Source organism: Thermoactinomyces sp. CICC 10523, assembly GCF_016055105.1.
GTDB classification, from domain to species: domain Bacteria; phylum Bacillota; class Bacilli; order Thermoactinomycetales; family Thermoactinomycetaceae; genus Thermoactinomyces_A; species Thermoactinomyces_A daqus.
Map to the genome: position 1 here is coordinate 357,041 of NZ_JAECVX010000001.1, position 21,458 is coordinate 378,498.

The 21,458-nt window shown below is 50.8% G+C and carries 25 protein-coding genes; 3 read left to right on the forward strand and 22 right to left on the reverse strand.

Annotated elements, in window-relative coordinates; all coding sequences use genetic code 11:
- Positions 1-51: 51 nt before the first annotated feature.
- The 5 genes from ilvE to I8U19_RS01865 form a co-directional block, all read right to left on the reverse strand.
- A complete protein-coding gene (gene ilvE / locus I8U19_RS01845; protein WP_033099208.1) occupies positions 52-960 on the reverse strand; it encodes a branched-chain-amino-acid transaminase in 909 nt (302 codons plus the stop codon).
- Between the two features lie 293 nt (positions 961-1,253).
- A complete protein-coding gene (gene pheA, locus I8U19_RS01850) occupies positions 1,254-2,156 on the reverse strand; it encodes a prephenate dehydratase (protein ID WP_198055020.1) in 903 nt (300 codons plus the stop codon).
- 11 nt (positions 2,157-2,167) lie between these two features.
- Entirely contained in the window at positions 2,168-3,139 is a 972-nt protein-coding gene (thrB, locus tag I8U19_RS01855; protein WP_081943632.1) for a homoserine kinase, read from the reverse strand.
- A complete protein-coding gene (gene thrC, locus I8U19_RS01860; protein ID WP_033099210.1) occupies positions 3,106-4,173 on the reverse strand; it encodes a threonine synthase in 1,068 nt (355 codons plus the stop codon). Before thrC ends, thrB begins: the two co-directional genes overlap by 34 nt.
- 29 nt (positions 4,174-4,202) lie before the next feature.
- Positions 4,203-4,646 (reverse strand): ACT domain-containing protein, encoded by a 444-nt coding sequence (locus I8U19_RS01865; protein WP_198055021.1) that lies wholly within the window; start codon positions 4,644-4,646, stop codon positions 4,203-4,205.
- 290 nt (positions 4,647-4,936) lie between these two features.
- Here I8U19_RS01865 and I8U19_RS01870 point away from each other — a divergent pair, with 290 nt between their 5' ends.
- On the forward strand, positions 4,937-5,407 hold the full coding sequence (locus I8U19_RS01870; RefSeq protein ID WP_198055022.1) for a low molecular weight protein-tyrosine-phosphatase: 471 nt from the start codon (positions 4,937-4,939) through the stop codon (positions 5,405-5,407).
- A 53-nt stretch (positions 5,408-5,460) separates the two neighbouring features.
- Here the strand turns inward: I8U19_RS01870 and obgE are convergent, their stop codons facing one another.
- The 17 genes from obgE to I8U19_RS01955 all read right to left on the reverse strand — a co-directional run bounded on the left by obgE (position 5,461) and on the right by I8U19_RS01955 (position 19,322).
- Positions 5,461-6,753, reverse strand: a complete 1,293-nt coding sequence (gene obgE, locus I8U19_RS01875) for a GTPase ObgE (RefSeq protein ID WP_198055023.1) — start codon at positions 6,751-6,753, stop codon at positions 5,461-5,463.
- Between the two features lie 15 nt (positions 6,754-6,768).
- On the reverse strand, positions 6,769-7,503 hold the full coding sequence (locus I8U19_RS01880; protein WP_198055024.1) for a Spo0B domain-containing protein: 735 nt from the start codon (positions 7,501-7,503) through the stop codon (positions 6,769-6,771).
- Positions 7,504-7,610: 107 nt separating this feature from the next.
- On the reverse strand, positions 7,611-7,919 hold the full coding sequence (gene rpmA / locus I8U19_RS01885; RefSeq protein WP_033099215.1) for a 50S ribosomal protein L27: 309 nt from the start codon (positions 7,917-7,919) through the stop codon (positions 7,611-7,613).
- A 22-nt stretch (positions 7,920-7,941) separates the two neighbouring features.
- On the reverse strand, positions 7,942-8,280 hold the full coding sequence (locus I8U19_RS01890) for a ribosomal-processing cysteine protease Prp (protein WP_198055025.1): 339 nt from the start codon (positions 8,278-8,280) through the stop codon (positions 7,942-7,944).
- The gene (gene rplU, locus I8U19_RS01895; RefSeq protein ID WP_033099217.1) at positions 8,280-8,591 is read right to left on the reverse strand and encodes a 50S ribosomal protein L21; all 312 of its coding nucleotides are present in this window, start codon (positions 8,589-8,591) and stop codon (positions 8,280-8,282) included. Before rplU ends, I8U19_RS01890 begins: the two co-directional genes overlap by 1 nt.
- A gap of 155 nt (positions 8,592-8,746) precedes the next feature.
- The gene (locus I8U19_RS01900; protein WP_198055026.1) at positions 8,747-9,610 is read right to left on the reverse strand and encodes a site-2 protease family protein; all 864 of its coding nucleotides are present in this window, start codon (positions 9,608-9,610) and stop codon (positions 8,747-8,749) included.
- Positions 9,603-10,376, reverse strand: coding sequence for a M23 family metallopeptidase (locus I8U19_RS01905; RefSeq protein ID WP_052153862.1), 774 nt, complete (start codon positions 10,374-10,376; stop codon positions 9,603-9,605). The genes I8U19_RS01900 and I8U19_RS01905 overlap by 8 nt, the downstream gene beginning before the upstream one ends.
- A 139-nt stretch (positions 10,377-10,515) precedes the next feature.
- Positions 10,516-11,310, reverse strand: coding sequence for a septum site-determining protein MinD (minD, locus tag I8U19_RS01910; RefSeq protein WP_033099218.1), 795 nt, complete (start codon positions 11,308-11,310; stop codon positions 10,516-10,518).
- Positions 11,311-11,360: 50 nt separating this feature from the next.
- Complete coding sequence (locus I8U19_RS01915) at positions 11,361-12,038, reverse strand: septum site-determining protein MinC (protein ID WP_033099219.1); 678 nt, start codon at positions 12,036-12,038, stop codon at positions 11,361-11,363.
- Positions 12,039-12,126: 88 nt separating this feature from the next.
- Positions 12,127-12,657, reverse strand: coding sequence for a rod shape-determining protein MreD (gene mreD, locus I8U19_RS01920; protein ID WP_052153863.1), 531 nt, complete (start codon positions 12,655-12,657; stop codon positions 12,127-12,129).
- A gap of 27 nt (positions 12,658-12,684) precedes the next feature.
- Positions 12,685-13,512, reverse strand: coding sequence for a rod shape-determining protein MreC (mreC, locus tag I8U19_RS01925; RefSeq protein WP_033099220.1), 828 nt, complete (start codon positions 13,510-13,512; stop codon positions 12,685-12,687).
- A gap of 16 nt (positions 13,513-13,528) precedes the next feature.
- Complete coding sequence (locus I8U19_RS01930) at positions 13,529-14,572, reverse strand: rod shape-determining protein (protein WP_033099221.1); 1,044 nt, start codon at positions 14,570-14,572, stop codon at positions 13,529-13,531.
- A 52-nt stretch (positions 14,573-14,624) separates the two neighbouring features.
- Positions 14,625-15,317 carry a RadC family protein gene (gene radC / locus I8U19_RS01935; RefSeq protein ID WP_198055140.1) on the reverse strand — a complete coding sequence of 231 codons (693 nt, stop codon included), beginning with the start codon at positions 15,315-15,317 and terminating at the stop codon, positions 14,625-14,627.
- 109 nt (positions 15,318-15,426) lie between these two features.
- Positions 15,427-16,014 carry a Maf family protein gene (locus tag I8U19_RS01940; RefSeq protein WP_198055027.1) on the reverse strand — a complete coding sequence of 196 codons (588 nt, stop codon included), beginning with the start codon at positions 16,012-16,014 and terminating at the stop codon, positions 15,427-15,429.
- Positions 16,015-16,237: 223 nt separating this feature from the next.
- Positions 16,238-17,527: an SPOR domain-containing protein gene (locus tag I8U19_RS01945; protein WP_198055028.1), complete on the reverse strand. Its 1,290-nt coding sequence runs from the start codon at positions 17,525-17,527 to the stop codon at positions 16,238-16,240.
- 102 nt (positions 17,528-17,629) lie between these two features.
- Entirely contained in the window at positions 17,630-18,298 is a 669-nt protein-coding gene (locus I8U19_RS01950) for a prepilin peptidase (protein WP_198055029.1), read from the reverse strand.
- Entirely contained in the window at positions 18,291-19,322 is a 1,032-nt protein-coding gene (locus tag I8U19_RS01955; protein WP_198055030.1) for a type IV pilus twitching motility protein PilT, read from the reverse strand. The genes I8U19_RS01950 and I8U19_RS01955 overlap by 8 nt, the downstream gene beginning before the upstream one ends.
- Positions 19,323-19,456: 134 nt before the next feature.
- On the opposite strand from I8U19_RS01955, the gene I8U19_RS01960 reads away from it, so the two are divergent.
- A complete protein-coding gene (locus I8U19_RS01960) occupies positions 19,457-20,185 on the forward strand; it encodes an ABC transporter ATP-binding protein (RefSeq protein ID WP_198055031.1) in 729 nt (242 codons plus the stop codon).
- Positions 20,182-21,414: an ABC transporter permease gene (locus tag I8U19_RS01965; protein ID WP_198055032.1), complete on the forward strand. Its 1,233-nt coding sequence runs from the start codon at positions 20,182-20,184 to the stop codon at positions 21,412-21,414. Before I8U19_RS01960 ends, I8U19_RS01965 begins: the two co-directional genes overlap by 4 nt.
- Positions 21,415-21,458: the final 44 nt, after the last annotated feature.

Genomic DNA, 21,458 nt, shown 5'->3' on the forward strand with positions numbered 1-21,458 from the left:
TGAAATAAAAAGAGGCTGTATCGCCGGATTGGCAATACAGCCTCTTTTGGCTCATCTCACTTGAGCCTGATGCCCGCCGTAGGCATGAATTCCGTCCACCTTGACGACTTTGGCAAATTCCTCCATTAACTGTTTGGCAATAACCCCCGGTACTCCGGTTCCAATGGAACGTCCGTCAACTTCGACCACCGGAATCACTTCCGCTGCCGTTCCGGTGAGGAACACCTCATCAGCCACATAGACATCGTGGCGGGTAAAAGGCTGTTCTTTGACGACATACCCCAATTTTTCCGCCAGTTCCATGATTGCGTTGCGCGTCACTCCCTCCAGCGCACCGATATAGCAGGGAGGAGTATAAAGAACGCCTCGTTTCACGATAAAAACGTTGTCTCCCGAACCTTCAGCCACATACCCGTTCATTCCCAGCATCAACGCTTCGGCAACACCGGCCTTGTTGGCTTCTATACGAACAAGAATATTATTGAGATAATTTAAGGATTTGATTTTTGGATCGAGCGCATCCGGGATATTTCTCCGCGTCGGCACCGTGATCACGGAAATCCCCTTTTCATACATCTCACGAGCAAACAAGCGGACTTGATCAACAATGATGATCACATTCGGCGACTTACACTTGGAGGGATCAAGCCCGAGATCTCCGGGGCCACGGGAAACGACCAGACGAATGTAAGCATCGCGCAACCCATTTTTGCGAACCGCCTCGCAGACCAGATCCTCCATCTCTTCCCGGGTATACGGCAAATGGAGCAAAATCGATTTGGCAGAGTCGTACAGACGCTCGATATGTTCCTTCAATCTGAAAATATTTCCGTCATAAACGCGAATTCCTTCAAAAATACCGTCTCCATAAAGGAAGCCATGATCGAAAACGGAGACCACAGCTTCTTCTTTCCTCTTGTACTCCCCATTGATAAATACCCAGCGCTCGTCAGCCGTCATGTTGCCTTCCTCCTCGTTTTGGTGATTTTTGTTTACTCAATGACACGATGCAGCGGATATTCCCCAACATCAGAAATTAGAAAAAGCCTCCGACGGCACAGTTTGATCCCTTGCATCAGAACCTGCCGCTGGAGGCTTTTATCCCCACGGTGTACACCATATCCCGGTGCCGATACCGCTTGGTCCAGACTCCCTTGAATCAAATGGACGGAACCCTAGGTACCCTTCTGATAAGACTGAAAATTTCCTCTTAATAAATTTGTAAATCATTATATCCCCATGCTATAAAACTGTCAATCATTTTGTGCAAAATTTGATTTCGACGCTATTTTTTCATAACTTTTTTTATAAAAACAGGGGAAGGAACCCAGTATCCGCACTTGGCACCCCAACACTTCAATTTCAGAAATGGCCCCCTGCATCAACAGATGGTCAACAGGCAACTCAGCATCGATGATAAAATAATAATTTCCCAGCCCCGTCTTCGTCGGCCGTGATTCTATCCGGCACAAATTGATCTTGCGCCATGAAAAAGCGGCCAAAACCTGATACAACGCTCCCGGGTAATCTGAGGGAAGCGTAATCTGCAAACTCGTTTTGCAAAAATCGGCAGATTGACGGTTTTCCTTCTCTTTCCACCCGACTGCGAGGAAACGCGTAAAATTATTTTGATGATCCTGCATATTTTCCATCAGGATCGACAATCCGTTAAATTCCGCCGCTTTGGCCGGACCGACGGCCATCCATGGTTGATCAGGCTGTTCCTTTATGAGTCCGGCCGCTTTGGCCGTACTGTCGGTAAAGACAAATTCAGCCATGGGCGCTTTTTGCCGAAGCGTCCGTTGGCACTGCGCAATCGCTTGGGGATGGGACAAAATTTTTCCGAATTCCCGCAGCGGACGGTGCTTTTGCGACGGATGAACCATCAGGCATTGCGCAATCGGATAAACCAGTTCGGCAACGATCGGGACATCAATATAATGAATCAGCCAATCCAATGTTGAATTGACCGATCCTTCGATGGCATTCTCCACCGGAACGACGGCAAACTGAACTTCTCTGTCCGCAACTGCTTGCAAACAGTCGGGGATCGTGGAATACGGCTGCAAAACCGCGTGTTTCTCCGGGAATAACCACTCTGCAGCCGCATGGGTAAAGGTTCCAGCTGGTCCCAAATAGGCTACGACTTCTTTCATAACCCTGCTCCTTATATTTTTCCCAAGACTCTACTACGTTTTTGCTCTGCTGTCAACTGGACAAATGCCCCCGTTTGTGACGCTTTCAGGTCAGTGATGTCCGCCGGGATATTCATTTCCGAAAAAACGCTTTTAAAATATCTTGTCAAACGTTCCCCATCCCGGGCAAACGCAAGGATCGTCGGCCCCGCTCCGCTCAAAGCAGCTCCGTACGCACCGTTTTTAACCGCATTTTTCAGAATTTCCCGCAATCCGGGAACCAGCGTTTCCCGATATGGCTGATGAAATAAATCCTGCATGGCAACTTGGAGCAAATCCCACCGTTTTTGCAACAGGGCGGCTACCAGCAGGTTGGCCCTGCTGCTGGATAAAACGGTCGTTTCCTTGTCATAAAAACTGGGTAAAACATGCCGGGCCAGTTTGGTGGAAAGAGGGCGTTTGGGTATGGCAACGACGATCGGCAGATTAGGCGCTTCGCTGGAAAGCAGGTGCGCCTTCCGCCCATCCCACGATCCGATCACCACCCCGCCAAAGATCGATGCCCCGACATTGTCCGGATGCCCTTCGTACTTTGTAGCCCGCTTAAGTATCTCCTCCCGGTCCCATCCAAACTGATACAAATGGTTGACCGCCATACAGGCTCCAACGATGGCGGCCGCGCTGCTGCCCAGTCCGCGGGCAAGCGGGATCTCATTTTCGATCTCCAGTTGAAATGGAATAAGAGAAAGTCCCATTTCAGCGCAAGCCTGCTTCATGACGGAAACAATCAGGTTATCCTGATCCAGTTCAATTCCGGCTCCATACGGCCCGCTGACGGAAAGGCTCAACTCCTTCGCCGGTGAAAAACGCAAGCGCAGATACCGGTTTAATGCCATACCGATCGAATCAAAACCGGGGCCCAAATTCGCCGTACTGCAAGGCACAACCACCTCAAACGGCGCAAACTCTCTCATACGGCCGAATCCATTTCCACATTGATCCATTCCAAAACCGCCTTCATTTCTCCGGGAATCACCTTGGGTTTCACTTCGGTGGCATGAAGCGCCGTTTGCGGATCTTTTAATCCGTTTCCCGTCAATACGCAGACGGCTTTGCTCCCCGGTTTGCATTTCCCAAGCTGCGCCATTTTGATCAGACCGGCTACCGAAGCGGCTGAAGCGGGTTCACAGAAAACCCCTTCCCACTCGGCTATTTTCCGGTAAGCCTCCAAAATTTGCTCATCAGTGACAAAGTCGATGCATCCTCCTGACTCATCCGCCGCCGCTTCCGCCTTTTTCCAACTGGCCGGATTGCCGATGCGAATGGCCGTCGCAATCGTTTCCGGTTCACTAATTGGTTCACCGCGGACGATGGCTGCGGCTCCTTCTGCCTCAAATCCCCACATTTTCGGCAGTTTGCGAGCCTTCCCCGCCTGAACATACTCCTTAAACCCTTTCCAGTACGCGGTGATGTTTCCAGCATTCCCCACCGGAATCGCCAGGATATCCGGTGCTTCGCCCAATTGTTCACAAATCTCGAAGGCGGCCGTCTTCTGCCCCTCAATCCGGTAGGGGTTTAAGGAATTGACCAGCGTAACCGGATACCGGTCCGCGATTTCCCTCACCATGGCCAGCGCCTGGTCAAAATTCCCTTCAATTGCCAATACTTCTGCTCCATAGATGACTGCTTGCGCCAATTTCCCCATCGCGATCCGCCCGTGGGGCACCACGACGTAACACTTCAAACCGAGCCTGGCCGCATAGGCTGCCGCTGATGCGGATGTATTGCCAGTCGAAGCACAGATGACTGCGGTGCTTCCTTCTTCCTTCGCTTTGGCGATGGCCATTACCATCCCGCGGTCTTTAAACGATCCGGTGGGATTGGCTCCTTCGTGTTTGAGATAGACGTTTACACCGATCTCAGCGGACAGCCTTTGTGCATGATAAAGCGGTGTTTCTCCCTCAAACAGGGTCAGATGCGGCGTATGCTCCGTTACGGGCAAATAGGCGCGATAGCGTTCCAAGATTCCTCTTCTCATTATTCCTCTCCTTTGCTGACTCTCTCTTCTCACTCACCTGTTCCTACGACAATAGCCCGTCTGACGCCCGGTAAATCAACGAGCCCCTGTAAGAGTTCATTGATCTCCATCCCTACCTGTGCCGTATCGACAGACATCGAAACATTGGCTTCCCCCTGCAGCGGGATCGTTTGGTGAATGGTTAACACACTGGCACTTGCTGATGCCAAAAAGCTTAAAACCCTGGACAGAATGCCGGCCCGATGCTCCAGGATCATGGAGATGGTCACAATTTTTTCCTTGACCATCGCATGGAACGGGAAAACACCATCCTTGTATTTGTAAAATGAGCTGCGGCTGATTCCCACTTTCTCCACAGCTTCTTGAACTTTGGATACTTTTCCTGTCTCCAGCAGCTTTTTCGCTTCCAATGTTTTCTGGATCGCCTCAGGCAGCATATCGATTCGAACCAAAGCATAAGGATCTTGCGGCATTATATGTGTCCTCCAATAAAATACATATGTTTCCCCATTACGGACATTTTAACGTGGACTGGTACTGTTAGGCAAGACCCTTTGTAAAACTTTTTCTATGCGAGATCGCTGATCAACCTGGTGGCACAAGGACCTCCCGATTTTGTTCAGATATCTGTCTCATGATTGGGCCGGCAATTTTCATCGATCCGCTTCCATTCTTTTACAAAAAAGGATTGTCTGCATTTGCTTATGGTATAATAAATGGCCGGAACGCCACACATACACCATCGAGATAAGGAGTTGGTATCATGATTTCCGTTCTTTTTGTCTGTTTGGGAAATATCTGCCGTTCACCGATGGCTGAGGCGGTTTTCCGCCATTACGTCCGGGAGGAAGGCCTGGATGACCAGATTCGCGTCGACTCCGCAGGCACCGGCGACTGGCACACCGGTGAACCTCCGCATCACGGGACGCGAAAAAAACTGGATCAATACGGAATTTCCTATGAAGGCATACGAGCCCGGCAGGTGAAAAAAGAGGATTTTTCCAACTTTACATACATCATCGGGATGGATAACCGCAACGTTGAAAACTTGCACAAGCTTTCCGGCAATTCCGGGAACAACGTGTATCGTTTTGTCGACTTCATTCCGAACACGACCTACACTGAAGTGCCCGATCCATGGTATACCGGTAATTTCGATGAAACGTATGAGCTGGTATCGGCCGGATGCCGCCATTTACTTGACAAAATCAAGCGTGAACATCACCTGGAATAAAAAAAGCAAGCGGAGCTCCAATTTCATTTGGGAGCCGCTTGCTTTTTTCTTGCTCAGTAATCCGCACCATCGCTTAATTCAAATTCCATCTCTCCGATGCGAATCGTATCCCCTTCTTTGGCACCACGCGCTCTCAACGCATCTTCAATCCCCATTTTGCGGATCGTGCGCGCAAAGCGAAGCACACTGTCATGGTATTGGAAGTTGGTGCGCTGAACCAATTTTTCCACCCGCTCTCCTTCCACGACATAAACTTCATTTTCGCGGCGGATGGTGAAGGCGGGTTCCTCTTCGGTACTGCGATACACTTTTCGTTCCACAGGCGCTTCCGACACCGGCCGGGCAGACTCTTCCTGTTCCACCTGATCCAGCAACCGGCTGACGGCAAACAACAGTTCCTTTACTCCTTGTCCCGTCGCAGCCGAGATCGGGTAAACCGGCACATCGCCGATTTTTTCTCTGAACCGTTCAAGATGCTCCTCCGCCTCCGGGAGATCCATTTTGTTGGCAGCGACAATCTGCGGGCGATTGATCAAGTCCGCGCGATACTGTCTGATTTCCTCATTGATTTTCAAATAATCCTCATAAGGGTCGCGCCCTTCCGAACCAGCCATGTCAATCACGTGAACAATCACTTTGGTTCGTTCAACGTGACGCAAAAATTGATGCCCCAAGCCGACACCTTCATGTGCCCCTTCAATCAGGCCGGGCAGATCGGCCATGACAAAACTGCGCTCTCCCACCTGAACCATGCCGAGGTTGGGAACCAATGTGGTAAAATGATAAGCCCCGATTTTGGGCTTTGCCGCAGAAACGACCGATAACAGCGTCGATTTCCCCACGCTCGGGTAACCCACCAACCCGACATCAGCCAACAGTTTCAGTTCAAGCTCAACCCAGCGTTCCTGGCCGGGATCTCCGTTTTCCGCGATTTCCGGTGCCGGATTGGCCGGTGTGGCAAAACGGATATTGCCCCGCCCTCCGCGTCCTCCTTTGGCGATCACCGCTCTTTGTCCATCTGTCGTCAGGTCAGCAATCCATTCTCCTGTTTCCGCATCTTTTACAACCGTTCCGGGCGGCACTTTCACGACAAGATCTTCCGCCGATGCACCGTGTTGGGATTTGGAACGCCCGTTCTCCCCGCGTTTTGCTTTGAAGTGACGTTGAAAGCGAAAATCCATCAGGGTACGCAAACCCTCATCCACTTCAAAAATGACATCGCCGCCAGCGCCGCCGTCTCCACCCGCGGGGCCCCCGTACGGCACGTATTTCTCGCGCCGAAAGGCAACCATCCCGTTGCCGCCGTCTCCGCCTTTTACATAAACTTTTACTTTATCCACAAACATGTCCCAGTCACCTTCCTACTCTTGCCGGCTCAAACAACACGCGACCTCCATCCCGTTTCGTCCGGACAGGGTCTCCATTTTCGCTTGCCACCGTTGCAGTTTATTCTTTAAGGTCTTTTCATCCGTTTCCGCAATTCGAAAAGGGAGTTCATCAAGCTGCCAGTTGATTTTCACATGGACCCAAGGGTCATTTTGAACCAGAGAGATCTGAAGTTTTCCGTATCCTTTTTCCGCTTCCCCTTTTGCTTCGAGGAACTGAAACAGCGTCTCCAGAAGTTGAAACAACTTTTTCTCGGCGGCAACTTCCGAAAACCGAATAGCCTTGGGCACATTCCACTCGATTTCCCAGTCTTTAAACCGGTCGTCAAGAATGAGAAGTGATGCGGAAAGCGGAGCATACCTGGACTCAGACAGGTTTCGCTCATGACCCGCCCGTTCCACCAGTTTTTGCATGTACGCTTTGAGGCGGTCTTCCTTTTTCATCATCAAATATCCCATTAAAACTTGGATATGATTCATCCAATCATGCCGCTTGATGCTGGAAATTCGTCTGATCCGTTCCGCTGCGGCGATGGACTCCATCCGGTTTCTCAGCAGATGGGCACAGGCGATGCCGAATCCCAGGGAAAGCAAGGAACCGAGAAAAAAAAGGATTGTGCCTGTCCGACCAAACGGTTGGACGAGCCAGCCCACAAGCAAAACAATCGTGGGAACAAAGGGTAACACCCATTGAAAACCGCTCCGCCTCACCTTGATCTCCCCTATCTTTTGTATGTATGTCAGACCTTATTTTACAGTATTTTTCCACAAAAGAAAAACCCCGGCCGTTTGGCCGGGGTTTCTTCAGCCTAATTCGCTCAGGCTTGTGCTGCTGCAGCTTCTTGTGCAGCTACAGGGTAAATGCTTACGCGTTTTTTGTTGCGTCCCATACGCTCAAAACGAACAATACCGTCTGCTTTTGCAAACAAGGTGTCGTCTCCTCCACGACCAACATTTACACCCGGGTAAATTTTGGTTCCGCGCTGGCGAACCAAGATGTTTCCAGCCAAGACGAATTGACCGTCTCCGCGTTTAACGCCCAGGCGTTTGGAGATGCTGTCACGGCCGTTTTTCGTGGAACCTACACCTTTTTTCGATGCGAAATATTGCAGATTGAGTTTCAACATGGTTTCCACCTCTTTTCATTCATTATTGAATCCGTTCTTTCATTTTAACATAGGAAGGAAATTCATCAGCCACATTTTTTAGGGAAACGACCATGGCTTCCATGAGCAGGCGAACCTGTTCCCGCTTTGCAGGATCAGACAATTTCCCCGGGAAACGGCAATCCAGCTTTCCTTCCCTGTCATCATCGGCATGCACCTTGCAGCCGAACATCTTTTCAATGGCATTAACCAATCCGATGGAAATGCCGGAAACTGCGGCACAAACAATATCCGTACCGTGCTCGCTGTAATTGGCGTGCCCCGTGATCAGAACGCGCTCCACCTGCTCCCGGTCGTTTCGCTCCACCAAAATGCGAATCATTATGCTTCGATGCTTTCGATTACAACCTTGGTGAATGGCTGACGATGACCTTTTTTGCGTTTATAATTCTTTTTTGGTTTATATTTAAACACGGTAATTTTTTTGCCTTTTCCGTGCTTAACTACTTTACCGATTACTTTGGCGCCTTCTACAACCGGAGCACCAACTTTGGTTTCATCATCTTTGTTTACGAGCAATACTTGGTCGAAGGTAACTGTGTCACCTTCTTGTGCGTTTAATTTTTCGATGAAAAGAACGCTGTCTTTTTCTACGCGGTACTGTTTGCCGCCTGTTTGAATAATAGCGTACATGAACTTTAATCCTCCTCTTAAAGGACTCGCCATGAACAGGAGAGACTGAAGTCTCTTGCAGATCCTGTCACGAGCGGTATCGACAACAAGCCTTATCTTAGCACATCCGCCGATGATTGTCAAAAGCGAGTTGCAAGTAAAATATTCCTTTAATCCTAAAAGAGCTCTTCCACCGTACAGGTGTAAAACCGCGGATGCAAAAACCGGCTGAGCAGCGTCTCCTCGGGCAAAAACCCGATCACCTTTCCCGTGCGATCCGTCACTTCCAAAATATGATAGCGCTCTTTATATAACATCTGTACGACTTCTTTCAACTCGGCCTTGCCATGGACAGTCATTTTTTTAACGGGTTTTGAGGAAATGCGGGAACGCGTACGGGAAAGCAAAAAACGCAGGAATTGGTAATGTCTCTGTTTTAGTGCCCGCAAGTTGGAGTATAACAAAAAGAGGGCGATCAGGAAAAGATGGATGAGAATTCCTTGTTTAAACCAAAACAGGGCGGCCGCAGCCAGCACGAGAGAGAGAAAACTGCTGACCCACAGCGTAAGATCGATGCAGATCCGAAAAGGGAACAAAAAACTCAGCCCCGCTTGCATCACCCGTCCCCCATCCAGCGGATAAATGGGCAACAGATTAAAACAGGCGATCATGACATTGCCGTGGATGAAGTATTCAGTCCATTCCCTCGTCCACCAGCCCGTCCCGTAAAAAAGCAGGCTGATTAAAATCATCGCCACATGCTGAAAGGGCCCGGCCAATGCGACGACTACTTCTTCCTTCGCCGGAACGGTTCCCCACTCCTCCGTCTGCGCCACACCGCCAAAAGGAAGAAGTTCCACGGCGCGGATGCGCCAGCCATAACTCCTTGCTGCCGCGACATGCCCCATTTCATGGATCAGAACCAGGACAAACAAGGTGAAAAATTCAATAAAATAGCCTGTCCAAACAGCCGAACAAGCGACGAGCCATAAAAGCGGATGAATGCGCAGGCGAATTTTCTGCCTCATGCGGTCAATCAAATACGATCACGCTCGCCGGATCAATAAATCGATCATTTTGTTTCACGGCAAAATACAAGAGCGGTTGTCCTTTTGTTTCACTTATGCTCCCGATAGTCTGCCCTTTTTTCACCCAGTCTTTTGGTTTGACGTCGATACCGGCCAATTGGCCATACCATGTCTCGCTCCCTCCCTCATGCTGAATGATCACTGTTTTGCCCAATCCCGGTTTCTCCCCGGCAAATATGACCCATCCTTCATCCGCAGCCGCAACCCGCGCATGGGCAACCGTTCGGATCACGATCCCCTTGCGCTGTTCATCAAACGGGAGCACCACTTTGCCAAAGACGGGAGAATGCCAGCGATGTTCCCGGGGCTTCTCATCAGTCTCAGAACGGGAAAACGCCGGAAGAATGGACGGAGATCCTCCTAAATATCGTTTGAACCAGTTTTCCATTCCCGCAAACTGAAAATCGTGCGTCATGACGCCGGAAATCCATTGTTCCGCAGGCTTCAGCACCGGGGACTGTGAACGGAAAACGAGCAATGTCAAAATAAAGAGAGCTGCGGTTAACAGCATTTGTGTACGCAGTCGGCCTCCCTTTTTTCCCCTTGCTTGTCCTTTGCCGCTTGTTTGATTCCAAGGGGAAGCATCATAGGAAAGTAAATCCTGACCCGGATCCCATTCTTTTCTTTTCGCAGCCCAAGAGCGCGGGGCCCGTCCTTGTCTGATTGCCTGCCATTTAACTTCTCTGCGCTTTTTGTGTTTCTGCGCCCAGTCGTACATCCTGCCCAACCCCTATTGTTCACATTTGTATCAAGATATGATGGACAAGGGGGGGATATGCAAAAAGCAAAAAACCCGGTCCCTTCGGGCTTTGAAGGAACCAGGTTACCTTGGCAGGAATCGGCCCGCCTGTTTGGCCTCAGGCAAAACCGAGCCATCGCTTTACTTTTGTAATCACATTCGATTCTTTATCCAATACCATCAGGGGAACCATTTCCCCCTGGATGCGACGGGCAATGTCTCGATAAGCTTTGCCTGCCGCATTTCGGTTTTCATAGACGATCGGCTCTCCGGTATTCCCCGCGCGAATCACCTGCTCATCATCCGGCACGACTCCCAGCAGGTCGATCGCCAGCACAGACACAACTTCGTCCACATCCATCATTCCGCCGTCTTTCACCATCTGCTTGCGAAGACGGTTGACCACGAGCTTGGGAGGGGCCACCTGTTCTTTCTCCAAAAGCCCGATGACGCGGTCGGCATCGCGAATCGCCGTATTTTCCGGAGTTGTGACCACAATGGCCTGATCCGCCCCGACAATCGCGTTTTGAAAGCCGAGATCAATCCCTGCAGGACAATCGATAATCACATAATCGAACTTCTCCTTTAACTCCGCAATCAACCATCGCAATTGGTTGCCGGAGATCGAACTCTTGTCTCTTGTTTGCGCCGCCGGCAACAAATACAGCTCATCACAACGTTTATCCCGGATTAACGCCTGATCGATACGGCATCTTTTTTCGATGGCATCGACCAGATCATAAATAATTCGATTTTCCAATCCCAAAAGCACATCCAAATTTCTCAGCCCGATATCGGCATCCACCAGACAAACTTTTTTCCCGGCCAATGCCAAAGCCGTGCCGATATTGGCTGAGGACGTCGATTTCCCGACGCCTCCTTTTCCGGATGTAATCACGATGCTCTCTCCCACATTCTCCCCTCCTTCCCCTGAAAATTCAATCCTGCTTCAGACCAATTTTATTAAAAATGACGGCGCCCTTCTTTCCATTCAAGTTCCGGTTTCAATTGCCCCAGATGGTGAATCCGTTCCACGACGATCTGGTTATCAATCATATAAGCAAAGCGCATGCCAATCTCGGACTCATCCCATTTGTCCGGCGGGCGCGAGATCACATCAGCGATGCGGAGCTGGGTCGGCCGCAAAACGGAAGCGACGATGATTGCATTGGTATCCCCTTCGCACCCCGCGTGCGCCAATCCGCGCAAGGCTCCCAAAACATAGATGCTCCCCGTACACTGAATGGTTCCGCCGGGATTGACATCGCCCAAAAACAAAAGATTTCCTTTATGTATCAATACCTGACCTGATCGAACCGTTCCCGACTTGATGACAAGATCCTGCTCACCACCAAGGAGATAGGGGATGTCGTCGGACTCAAACTCCTGTATGATCAAATTTTTGCGGACGGAAAACAGTTCCCTGACAGCAATTTCCTCCGCTTTTGTAATCTGTCTCTTTCCCAACTTGATGATCACATTCAAATCCGGGCCGTCCCAAATGTGTGCGGCATGGGAGTTTTCCAGCTTTTCTTTAAGATCTGCCAATACATCAGAAAAGGGGCGCGAATCATCCAGAAAGAAAAACAACCCGTCTTTGGTTCCTTTGATCGTTACGCCCGGTTTTAGCGTTTTCCCCATATCCAACGTCACCCCGCCTCACATATGATTTCGCTCTTCTCCTTCATTTTCCTTCATCCCCCAGCTTGCCACAGATGATTTGCCTTGATTAACGGAGAATGGTGTCAAATATAATCGACCGATTGCGTTTCTTTTGATAAATCAGGTGAATCACCTTGAATATGGGATAGCCGATGATCACATTAAACAGTGTCGACGGAATAATGTAATTCCACATCGCCAACACAACAGGCACATCCGTAAAATCGAAGAGGCGATCCCACCCGTAAATCAGGATGAGATAGATGAGTTGCCCCCATGCGGTCAGCACCCCGGCAACCCACTGAAAAGGAGGCACATGGGCTGCCATCCTGTAGGTTCCATACGCGACGAGCGGAAGGGTTATCGCGGAAATGCCAAGTGCGGGCCCGTAAACGACATCATGAAGCAACCCGAAAAAAAAGCTGAGCAACAGTACATACCGCCGCGGCAAATACAAAGAAATGGCAATCATCCCACTGACAACCAATTGAGGGATAACGATAAAAGTGCTCCCCCAGGCTTGGGGGAGCAACCATTGGAAAACGGAACCTTCCAAAATGAAAAGGAGGAAGAGGAAACCGGCGAACAGCTTTTTCATGGCATTCCCCTCCATAAAATGCATTGTTTATTTTTGCATCGATTTGAGTTGCAGTTTTTCCGGATCTTTTACAACCGCAACATAATCCAATTGTTCAAAGGATGCGGACGGTTTGATGTAGACAACCTGTTCCACCTGGCTCTCATTCATCGTCACTGCATCCACCGTGCCGATCAAAATGCCGCCCGGATAAATGTCCGACAAACGGGAGGTAACGATGATTTGCCCCTTTTTGGGAGCAGCCGTCACGGGTACTTTCTTCATGATCAGACGGCGTTTTTGTTCATCGTATCCTTCGATAATCCCCAGAACTTCTCCTTTATCCGTTTGAACCACCGCCGCAATGCCCGGCCCGTCTCCCGAATCGGTCAACAACTGAATGTTCGCCATGTGGCTGGTTGCGGTTTGAACCCGGCCGATGAGTCCTTGCGGGGTGACCACCGGCATTTTGGGACGCACCCCATCATCAGTCCCCCGGTTAATCACCACCCGGTTACTGAAACGGTCCGGGCTGCGGTAAACGACACGGGCCTGGATCGATTCCAGACGATTCTCAGTTTTATAATCCAGCATCTCTTTTAATTCTTGATTTTCCTTCGTCAGTTCATTGACACGCGCCCTTAACTTCAATTCTTCAACCGACGGGGAAGAGGCGCTTTTCGTTCCTTTTCCATCGGCGAACAGCCCGCTGAACGGAGTGTAAAATACCCCTTCAATCCATCCGGCGCCATTTTGGATCCAACCTTCCGGTCCCGCGAGAATATCGCCGTCCCCTTTGGTCATGCCCGCGGAAATAAACAAAAGGACAACCGAAATCACGATGATAAATATGCGCTGGGTCATATTTCGTTTCATGAAGAGAACGCCTCCATCAGAACGGTCTGCGACGGGAGCGGTACGATGAATTGGATCTCGGTTTAAACATGTCGATATGGTCCAATGCCGCTCCCGTACCGATGACGACGCAATCCAGGGCATTCTCCGCCACCGTCACCGGCATGTGCGTCTCCTGTCTCAGCCGTTCATCCAGCCGGCGCAACAATGCTCCGCCTCCGGTCAACATGATCCCCCGGTCCAAAATGTCGGCGGACAGTTCCGGCGGAGTCTCTTCAAGGGTTTGTTTCACGGCGTTGATAATATCGTTAACCGTTTCAGACAGAGCCTCTGCAATCTCCCGAGAGGTAATCTCAATCATTCTCGGCAAGCCCGTAATCAGGTCCCTGCCCTTGATCTCCCGGGTGAGATCTTCCTCCGGCGGAATCGCTGCCCCGATTTCCATTTTCAGCGTCTCCGCCGTTCTTTCACCGATCAGCAGATTATGTTTTCTCCTGATGTACTGGATGATCGCTTCATCCATCTTATCCCCCGCCACGCGCAAGGAATGGCTGGTGACAATGCCGCCGAGCGAGATGACGGCAACTTCCGTCGTTCCTCCACCGATGTCCACGACCATGCTGCCGGTCGGTTCCCATACGGGCAAGCCCGCTCCGATCGCTGCGGCAAAAGGCTCTTCGATCGTATAAGCCTCTTTTGCCCCCGCCCGGATCGTCGCTTGCTCCACCGCCCGCTTCTCTACCGGCGTGACTCCGGATGGAATGCAAACCATCACATTGGGTTTTCTCGGCAAAATCATCTTTTGGTCGATCGCTTGTTTGATAAAATACTCGAGCATCGTCGCAGTCGTATTGTAATCGGCAATGACCCCGTCTTTCATGGGACGGATGGCAACGATGTTTCCCGGGGTGCGCCCGATCATCGATTTGGCTGCATTCCCGACCGCTTTGATCTCTTCAGTTCCCAGCTCAATGGCCACAACTGAAGGCTCCCTCACCACAATTCCCTGTCCTTTCACATATACCAGCGTATTGGCCGTCCCAAGGTCAATTCCCATATCTTTCACAAAACTTCCAAACACGTCCGGCCCTCCTTCCCTTTTGTCACATTTCTATTGTCGTCACAAGGATATGCTAGGAAATCAGCCCATGTTCACGCAGACTGAAAAATCGTTGATCTCCGATGATCACGTGATCCAGTACCTCGATTCCCAGAAGCTGCCCCGCCTCGATCAGTCGCTCAGTCACATGAATATCCTCCGTGCTCGGAGTCGGATCCCCGCTCGGATGATTATGTATACAGATGACAGCTGCGGAGCTGGAGCGAATCGCCTCAAGAAAAATTTCGCGCGGATGAACAAGCGAGGCGTTCAGACTTCCTTTAAAAACGCATTTTTTGCATATCACTTGATGTTTTGTATCCAAAAACAGGCAAACAAAATGCTCTTGTTTGGCAAAGCGCAATTCATCCATCACATATTGCGCAACATCTTCAGGGGAACGTATGACATAGCGCTCTTCAGGCGATAAACGCGAGATGCGCTGGCCAAGCTCTACGCCTGCCATCAGCTGAACCGCCTTTGCCAGACCGATGCCGTGGATTTTCATCAACTCCTGGAGCGAAGTTTGCGCAAGCCCTTTCAAACCGTCTGTTTTGACCAATACCCTGTGCGCCAGGGCCACCACAGACTCACCTGTGCTGCCTGTCCGCAACAACAGCGCGATCAGCTCGGCATTGGACAAATGCTGAGGCCCCAAACGCAACATCCGCTCACGCGGCCGCTCTTCCTCCGGCACGTCGCTCAGCAAAACGTAGGCACGTTCCATTTTCTCCATTAACGTTCCATTCCTCCTCTGCCTGCTATTTCACCCTGGTGAATGGCCGGATCCGACAAAGTAGCAAAACGGCAGAGGTGTCAGCTGATCAGACCATCAATTACACAGAGTGAAAACCCATTTCTTCCAGCATTTGATCCAACAGGGGGATGGACAATCCCACCACATTGAAATAACAACCTTCGATCTTATCGACAAGGCGGGCTCCCCGTCCTTGAATCCCGTATGCTCCCGCTTTATCCAAAGGCTCTTTTGTGCCTACATACCAAGCTATTTTTTCGGGAGATAACGGCCGCATCCACACTCTTGTCATACGGTGAGCCGTTTTTTCTTCCACTTGCGCACCCGCCCGAACGCGGACGAGGGCAATCCCCGAATAAACTTGATGATCGGTTCCCTGCAAACGGGAAAGCATCTTTTTTGCCTCATCTTCATCGCATGGTTTGCCCAGGATCTCCCCGTTATGAACGACAATCGTATCTCCGCCGATCACCAGTGCATCATCACACTCAGTGGCCACTGCTCTCGCCTTGCGCAGAGCTAATTCTTCAACGATTGTGCCAGGGGGAAGACGGTGATCAACTGTTTCATCCACATGGCTTGTTTGCACACGAAAATCGACTCCAAACAAGGCCAGCAGCTCTCTTCTGCGCGGAGAGCCGGAGGCCAGCACCAACTCTGGTTGCATTTCTTCGACACCTACCTAAAACAACAAAAGGGAAATTAAAAATCAGGAGGGTGAGAATCCCCCGTTCAATGGGGAGCTTTCCTGATAAGGAAAAAAGCACCTTCGGTTTAAGGTGCCAACCATGAGAAGATCACTTACAGTTTATCAAATGAGGGTCCGATCAACAAGCAATTGACATGCGTTTGTCACAAATTTAGGCTATTTGCCCCGGCAAAATTTTTGTTCAATTTAAATCTTTAATCAATTGTTCATAGTTCACCATATAGCGGACCAAACCTTCCTGAACCTGCCACAGCAAAGCTTGATTAGGATTTTTTTCCGCTTGCTCGGCGCTCTGCATGGCTTGATCCAAAGCCTGAAACATTTTGCCAAGCGACTCGCGGGCCGGCTGCGGCAATCCCTTTTGCACCGTTTGGCACTCAAGAACAAATTGACGGTACTGGTCGATCCAGTCGCTGTTAAAAGCAATAGCAGGTGTTTGGGCACCTGGATCAGCCCGGATATCGCGAATCGTGACCGCGTTCAGCTGCTGAAACAAACGATTCCCTTTATTTAACGCCTTTGAAAGCGTCTCTGCCGTGTCTGATTTCTCCATGTTCCCCTGTACATTCATCTCTTTTAAATAAACGGGTACATCCTGTTTTTGATAGATGGCGGAAAGCTTCAGAGCATCATCCCGGTTGGGGGCCACCCCCATAAAAATCCGGTAGGGCGAACTCTCCGACATCACTGCGGCCAGCCCTTCCGCACGGTAGTTTTGAACGGTTTTCATCGCCCCGTTTTTCGCGCTGTAGTTCCCGGCCTGGAGCATGACCGCCCGCAATCCTGGAAGGGCCGTCATTTCCTTGACTGCCGATTCCTTCTGACCTGACTCGCTTTGTTGTTTTGCCGGCACCGTCAAATGGTCATCAATCGAACGCGTTGAATGCACGGGATTTTCCGAAAAAAACAGGTGCATGACGGAAATGCCCATGGCCGTCCCGATCAAGACCGCTCCGCCGATGGAAAGCAAAATCTGTCCGATATGCGCGGAAAACCGGCCCTGCCCCGTCTGTCGGCGCGCAAAAGGTTTTCCCGGTGCTCCCCAGTCAATTACGTTGCCTGGTTTATGCTCTTCCAAAAGCCAATTATTCCAGGCAACCGCTTCGGCCTTTTCCCACCAGCGACGCCACTGATCCGCCTTCTCCTTTTGATTTTGCCGGATCGGCCCCTGACCGGGTTCAGAATGCCCCGTTTCGGCTCTTCCGTGCAATCGGAATATGCTCTTTTTCGTTTCTTTTTCTGTTTGTGTGAAATTGCCCTGCCATCCGGGTCGTGATGTCTCCCCTGACCTCCCCGCATGCCTGATGGCCGGTGAGAGCGGCACCACTCCCCTTCCAGATTTGCTCAAGATTTCATCACTGGGCTGTGCCGGCAAGGCATGATCCTTTTTTGCCGGTGAAATTGGTTTTCCCTGGACTTTTACCTTGATTCCCGTACCGTGCACATGGCGGGAAGATTTGCTTGTCCCCATATCAATCCGCCCCTTTTTTCTATTCTGTTAATATAGCTTATGAGTTCATAGAGGGGATAGAACCGTCAAAAAAGAACAATCTTCCCGTTCATGTGCGCTCTACTATTCTAGTATCCTGAAGGAGAGCAAAAAATGGATCCAGCCGTCGCCCCACAACAGGGCAATGATGACACCGATGGCCAGGTGGGGAGCAAACGGCAGCGGATCACCCCAACTCCTCCGCTTGAAGAGCAGCGCATGGCAAACGGCGCAAAAAAGCGCGCTCCACGTCGCGAGCCAAAAAGCGAGAAAAATCTCAGGCCACCCGACAACCCAGCCCGACATCGCCAGCAATTTGGCATCACCCATCCCCATCCCGCCAGTGCATTTGCTGATGATCAGGCAACAGAGATAGGCGAGAGCTGAGGCACAAAGATAGTTGCCATAGGGCATGGGATGCACCCAAATCCGAACCGCGGCAAAGAGAACGGTTCCGCAGTAAGTGAACAAATTGGGGAGCACCATCGCTTGCAAATCGGTCAGGGAAAGCAGGATCAACAACCACATCAGCACCAAGCTGACCCATCCCTCCGCTGACGTTCCCTCACGCATTCCCACCAGCCACGTAAAAAAGAGACTAAAACCTGCTTGCAGACCCCATACCGTTTTGGAATAGCGAAAAAGGGTTCCTCCTTCGCGCTTCCGCCTGATCGACCAGCTGGCCAACAGAGGGAGAATCATGGAAATGAGTGCGCTGACCACAAGCATCGCGCCGATTTTCCAATCAAACATGGGGGATCTGTCCCACGTTTAACACCCACTCCGCTTCAGTCAATCCCTTTTGCACCAAGTGGGTCAAAGCCATCTCCATGGTCTGCATTCCACAGGCTTGTCCCGACTGCATGACGGAATCAAGCTGGTGCTCCTGCCCGGAGCGCAGCAGATGGGCAACTGCCCGGTTATTGATTAACAGTTCACAGGCAACCACATGGTCGCGCCAGCCACGGCCCGGAATTAACCGCTGGGCGAGAATGGCCAGCAAACAGGCCGACAGCTGCGCCCGAATCAGAGAATGACGCTCCGGTGAAAAGCTGTTCACCAGGCGATGCACGGCACCAATCGCATCGGCGGCATGGAGGGAAGCAAACACCATACTGCCCGCTTCCGCTGCGTGGAGGGCCGCTTCCATCGCCATGCGCTCCCGCATTTCCCCAATGACGATCAAATCGGGGTTTTGCCGCAGGGAAGAAACCATCCCGCTGGAAAAAGTATGTACATCCACTCCAATCTCCCGTTGCACGACAAGCGACCGCAGGGAATGATGCTCAAATTCGATCGGATCCTCCAGGGTGACGATATGGAGCGATTCCTCCTGATTCAGATACTGTACGAGCGAAGCGATCGTCGTTGACTTTCCGCTTCCGGTCGGCCCGGTAACCAGCAAAAGCCCCCTCTTTTTATGAATCAGCTCTGTCAGAACAGGGGGAAGTCCCAATTCTTCGGGTACCGGTATCCTCTCGGGCAAAAGGCGCAGCGCCAATGCCGCCGTTCCCCTCTGCTGGTAAAAATGGGCGCGCACCCGGACGGCTCCGACGGAAAAGGAAAAGTCATATTCCTTATGTTCCGCCAACGATTCCGGCCCGGGCAGATTTGCAGTTGCCTGCACAAAAGCGTACAGTTGGTCGGGGGGACATTCCCTGTCGCTCAACCATTCCCAACTGCCGTTTATTTTGGCGCGAGGCCGCTCCCCGGCGGCAAAGTGCAGATCGGATGCAGCCAGGTCGATTCCCAGTTGAACCCATTCCGCAATAAACAAAGCAATCCCCTCTTCTCCCATTTTTCACTATTTTATGATAAATTTCCCTGTATGAAAAGCCGGACAAAAAATAGTTTGATTCCGCCTGAAGACAACAGTAAAGTACAAGTAAAAAGATCACAAAGGAGTTCAACATGCTATCCATTCAAAATTTAACCGGAGGCTACGCCAAATCCTTTCCCGTGATTCACGATCTAAGCTTTTCTGTTTCCCCCGGAGAAATTGTCGGGTTGATCGGTTTAAACGGTGCCGGCAAAAGTACGACGATCAAGCATATTTTGGGTTTGCTCACCCCTGTGTCGGGAAAAGTGACCTTGGACCGGAAGACATTAAACGAGGACCCGGTCTCTTTCCGCTCGAAAATCGCCTGGATTCCTGAAACTCCGCAGTTTTACGATGAACTCACATTATGGGAGCACCTGGAACTGACGGCGAAGGTTTATCAGCTTGACCGGGCTTTGTTCAAGGAACGCGCTGAAGAATTGCTGGAACGTTTTCGCATGCAGAAAGCGAAAAACTGGTTTCCGAACACATTTTCCAAAGGGATGCAGCAAAAAATCATGCTGCTCAGCGCTTTTCTCATCCATCCGCGATATCTGATCGTCGATGAGCCGTTTATCGGTCTCGACCCATTGGCAATTCATGCCTTGCTCGATCTTTTGCAGCAAGGGAGGAAGGAAGGGATGGGCATCTTGATGTCGACTCACATTTTGGAGACCGCAGAAAAAACATGCGACCGTTTTGTCATCCTTCATCACGGACGCATTCACTTTACCGGAACCCTTGCCGAATGGCAGAAACAAACACAGAGACCATCTGCCTCACTGGCAGATCTGTTTATAGAGGTGGCAGAACGCACATGAATCTGGACAGCACAGCACTGTTTTATCAGCGCATGCAGCAGTCATGGCTGAAAGCGATCGGCATCATCCGGCTCGTGGCAGGGGGAGGAGGAACCCCCTTGTTTGCCGGAGTCGTCCTCATCGGGTTGTATTTCGGGTACAAGCGTTTTTTGGAATGGATGCCCTCCTCCTTTCCCGCCGGTTTGCTCACCGGACTGGTTCTTTCCCTGCTCTTGACATCCAGCCGCATCCGCACTTGGATCAAACCGGCCGATCCCGTTTTTTTGCTTCCGGCAGAAACAAAGATGAACGGATACTTTCGCGCCAGCTTATGCTACAGTTCGCTTGTTCACATCATTCATCTGGCACTTGCCCTACTGCTCCTCTCTCCGCTTCTGGCGGCGGGAGCACCAGAAGATCGCTCACCGCTCTGGCTCCTTTTTGCTTTGCTGAGCCTAGCACAAATCCTCAATGTGCTCATCGAATGGCAAAGCATGCGCCTTTTGTGCAAATGGAGCCGCCGTAAAATCAGGAGAATCGCCTTTCTGCGCTTTCTTCTCAATTTTTTATGGACTGAAGCGTCCATGGATCGCCAGTGGGTCGGGCTGCTTGTTCTTTTCTGCATCATGGCCGGGGTCTGGCTCGGACAGGTGGCTGTCACCCCAGCGTTTCCTTTACCTTGGGATGAACTGAAAAAACAGGAACAGCGTTTATTGGCGAGATATTATCATTGGGCCGGCTGGTTTGTGGACCTTCCTGCTGTCCAGCAACCGATCAGGCGCCGCCATATCTGGGTGCGGATAGCAGACCGTTTCACCAATTATCGGAAAAACCCGCTTCTCTATCTCTACTGGCGTCATTTCTTCCGCAAAAGCGAATTGTACGCTGTCTTTTTCTGGCTGCTTCTCTGGGCGATCATCATGATGGCGCTCTTCCCCAATCCCTGGGTGATCTTCGGCATCTACCTGGCAGCGAGCCTGATGCTTTTTTCCCAATTGCCTGCGCTGATAGATGCAAACAGCTATCCGGCTGCACTGAAACTGTATCCCTTACCGAAGGCTGCTTTTAAGAACAGTCTGGCACGAATCGGCACCGTTCTTTCGGGGATGCAAGCGCTGATTTTAACCATGGTGATTGCCGGTTTCCATTGGCTTTCGTTCGCCGGAACCCTTTTGTTTCTCGCTTATGGCCTGATTCTGTCAATGATCATGGCCGGGCTGAAAAAACGGAGTGTGCCGCCGCAAAAATAAACATTCTTTTCTTTTGGGACCGTCCCGGAAATGAATGCCGAAAT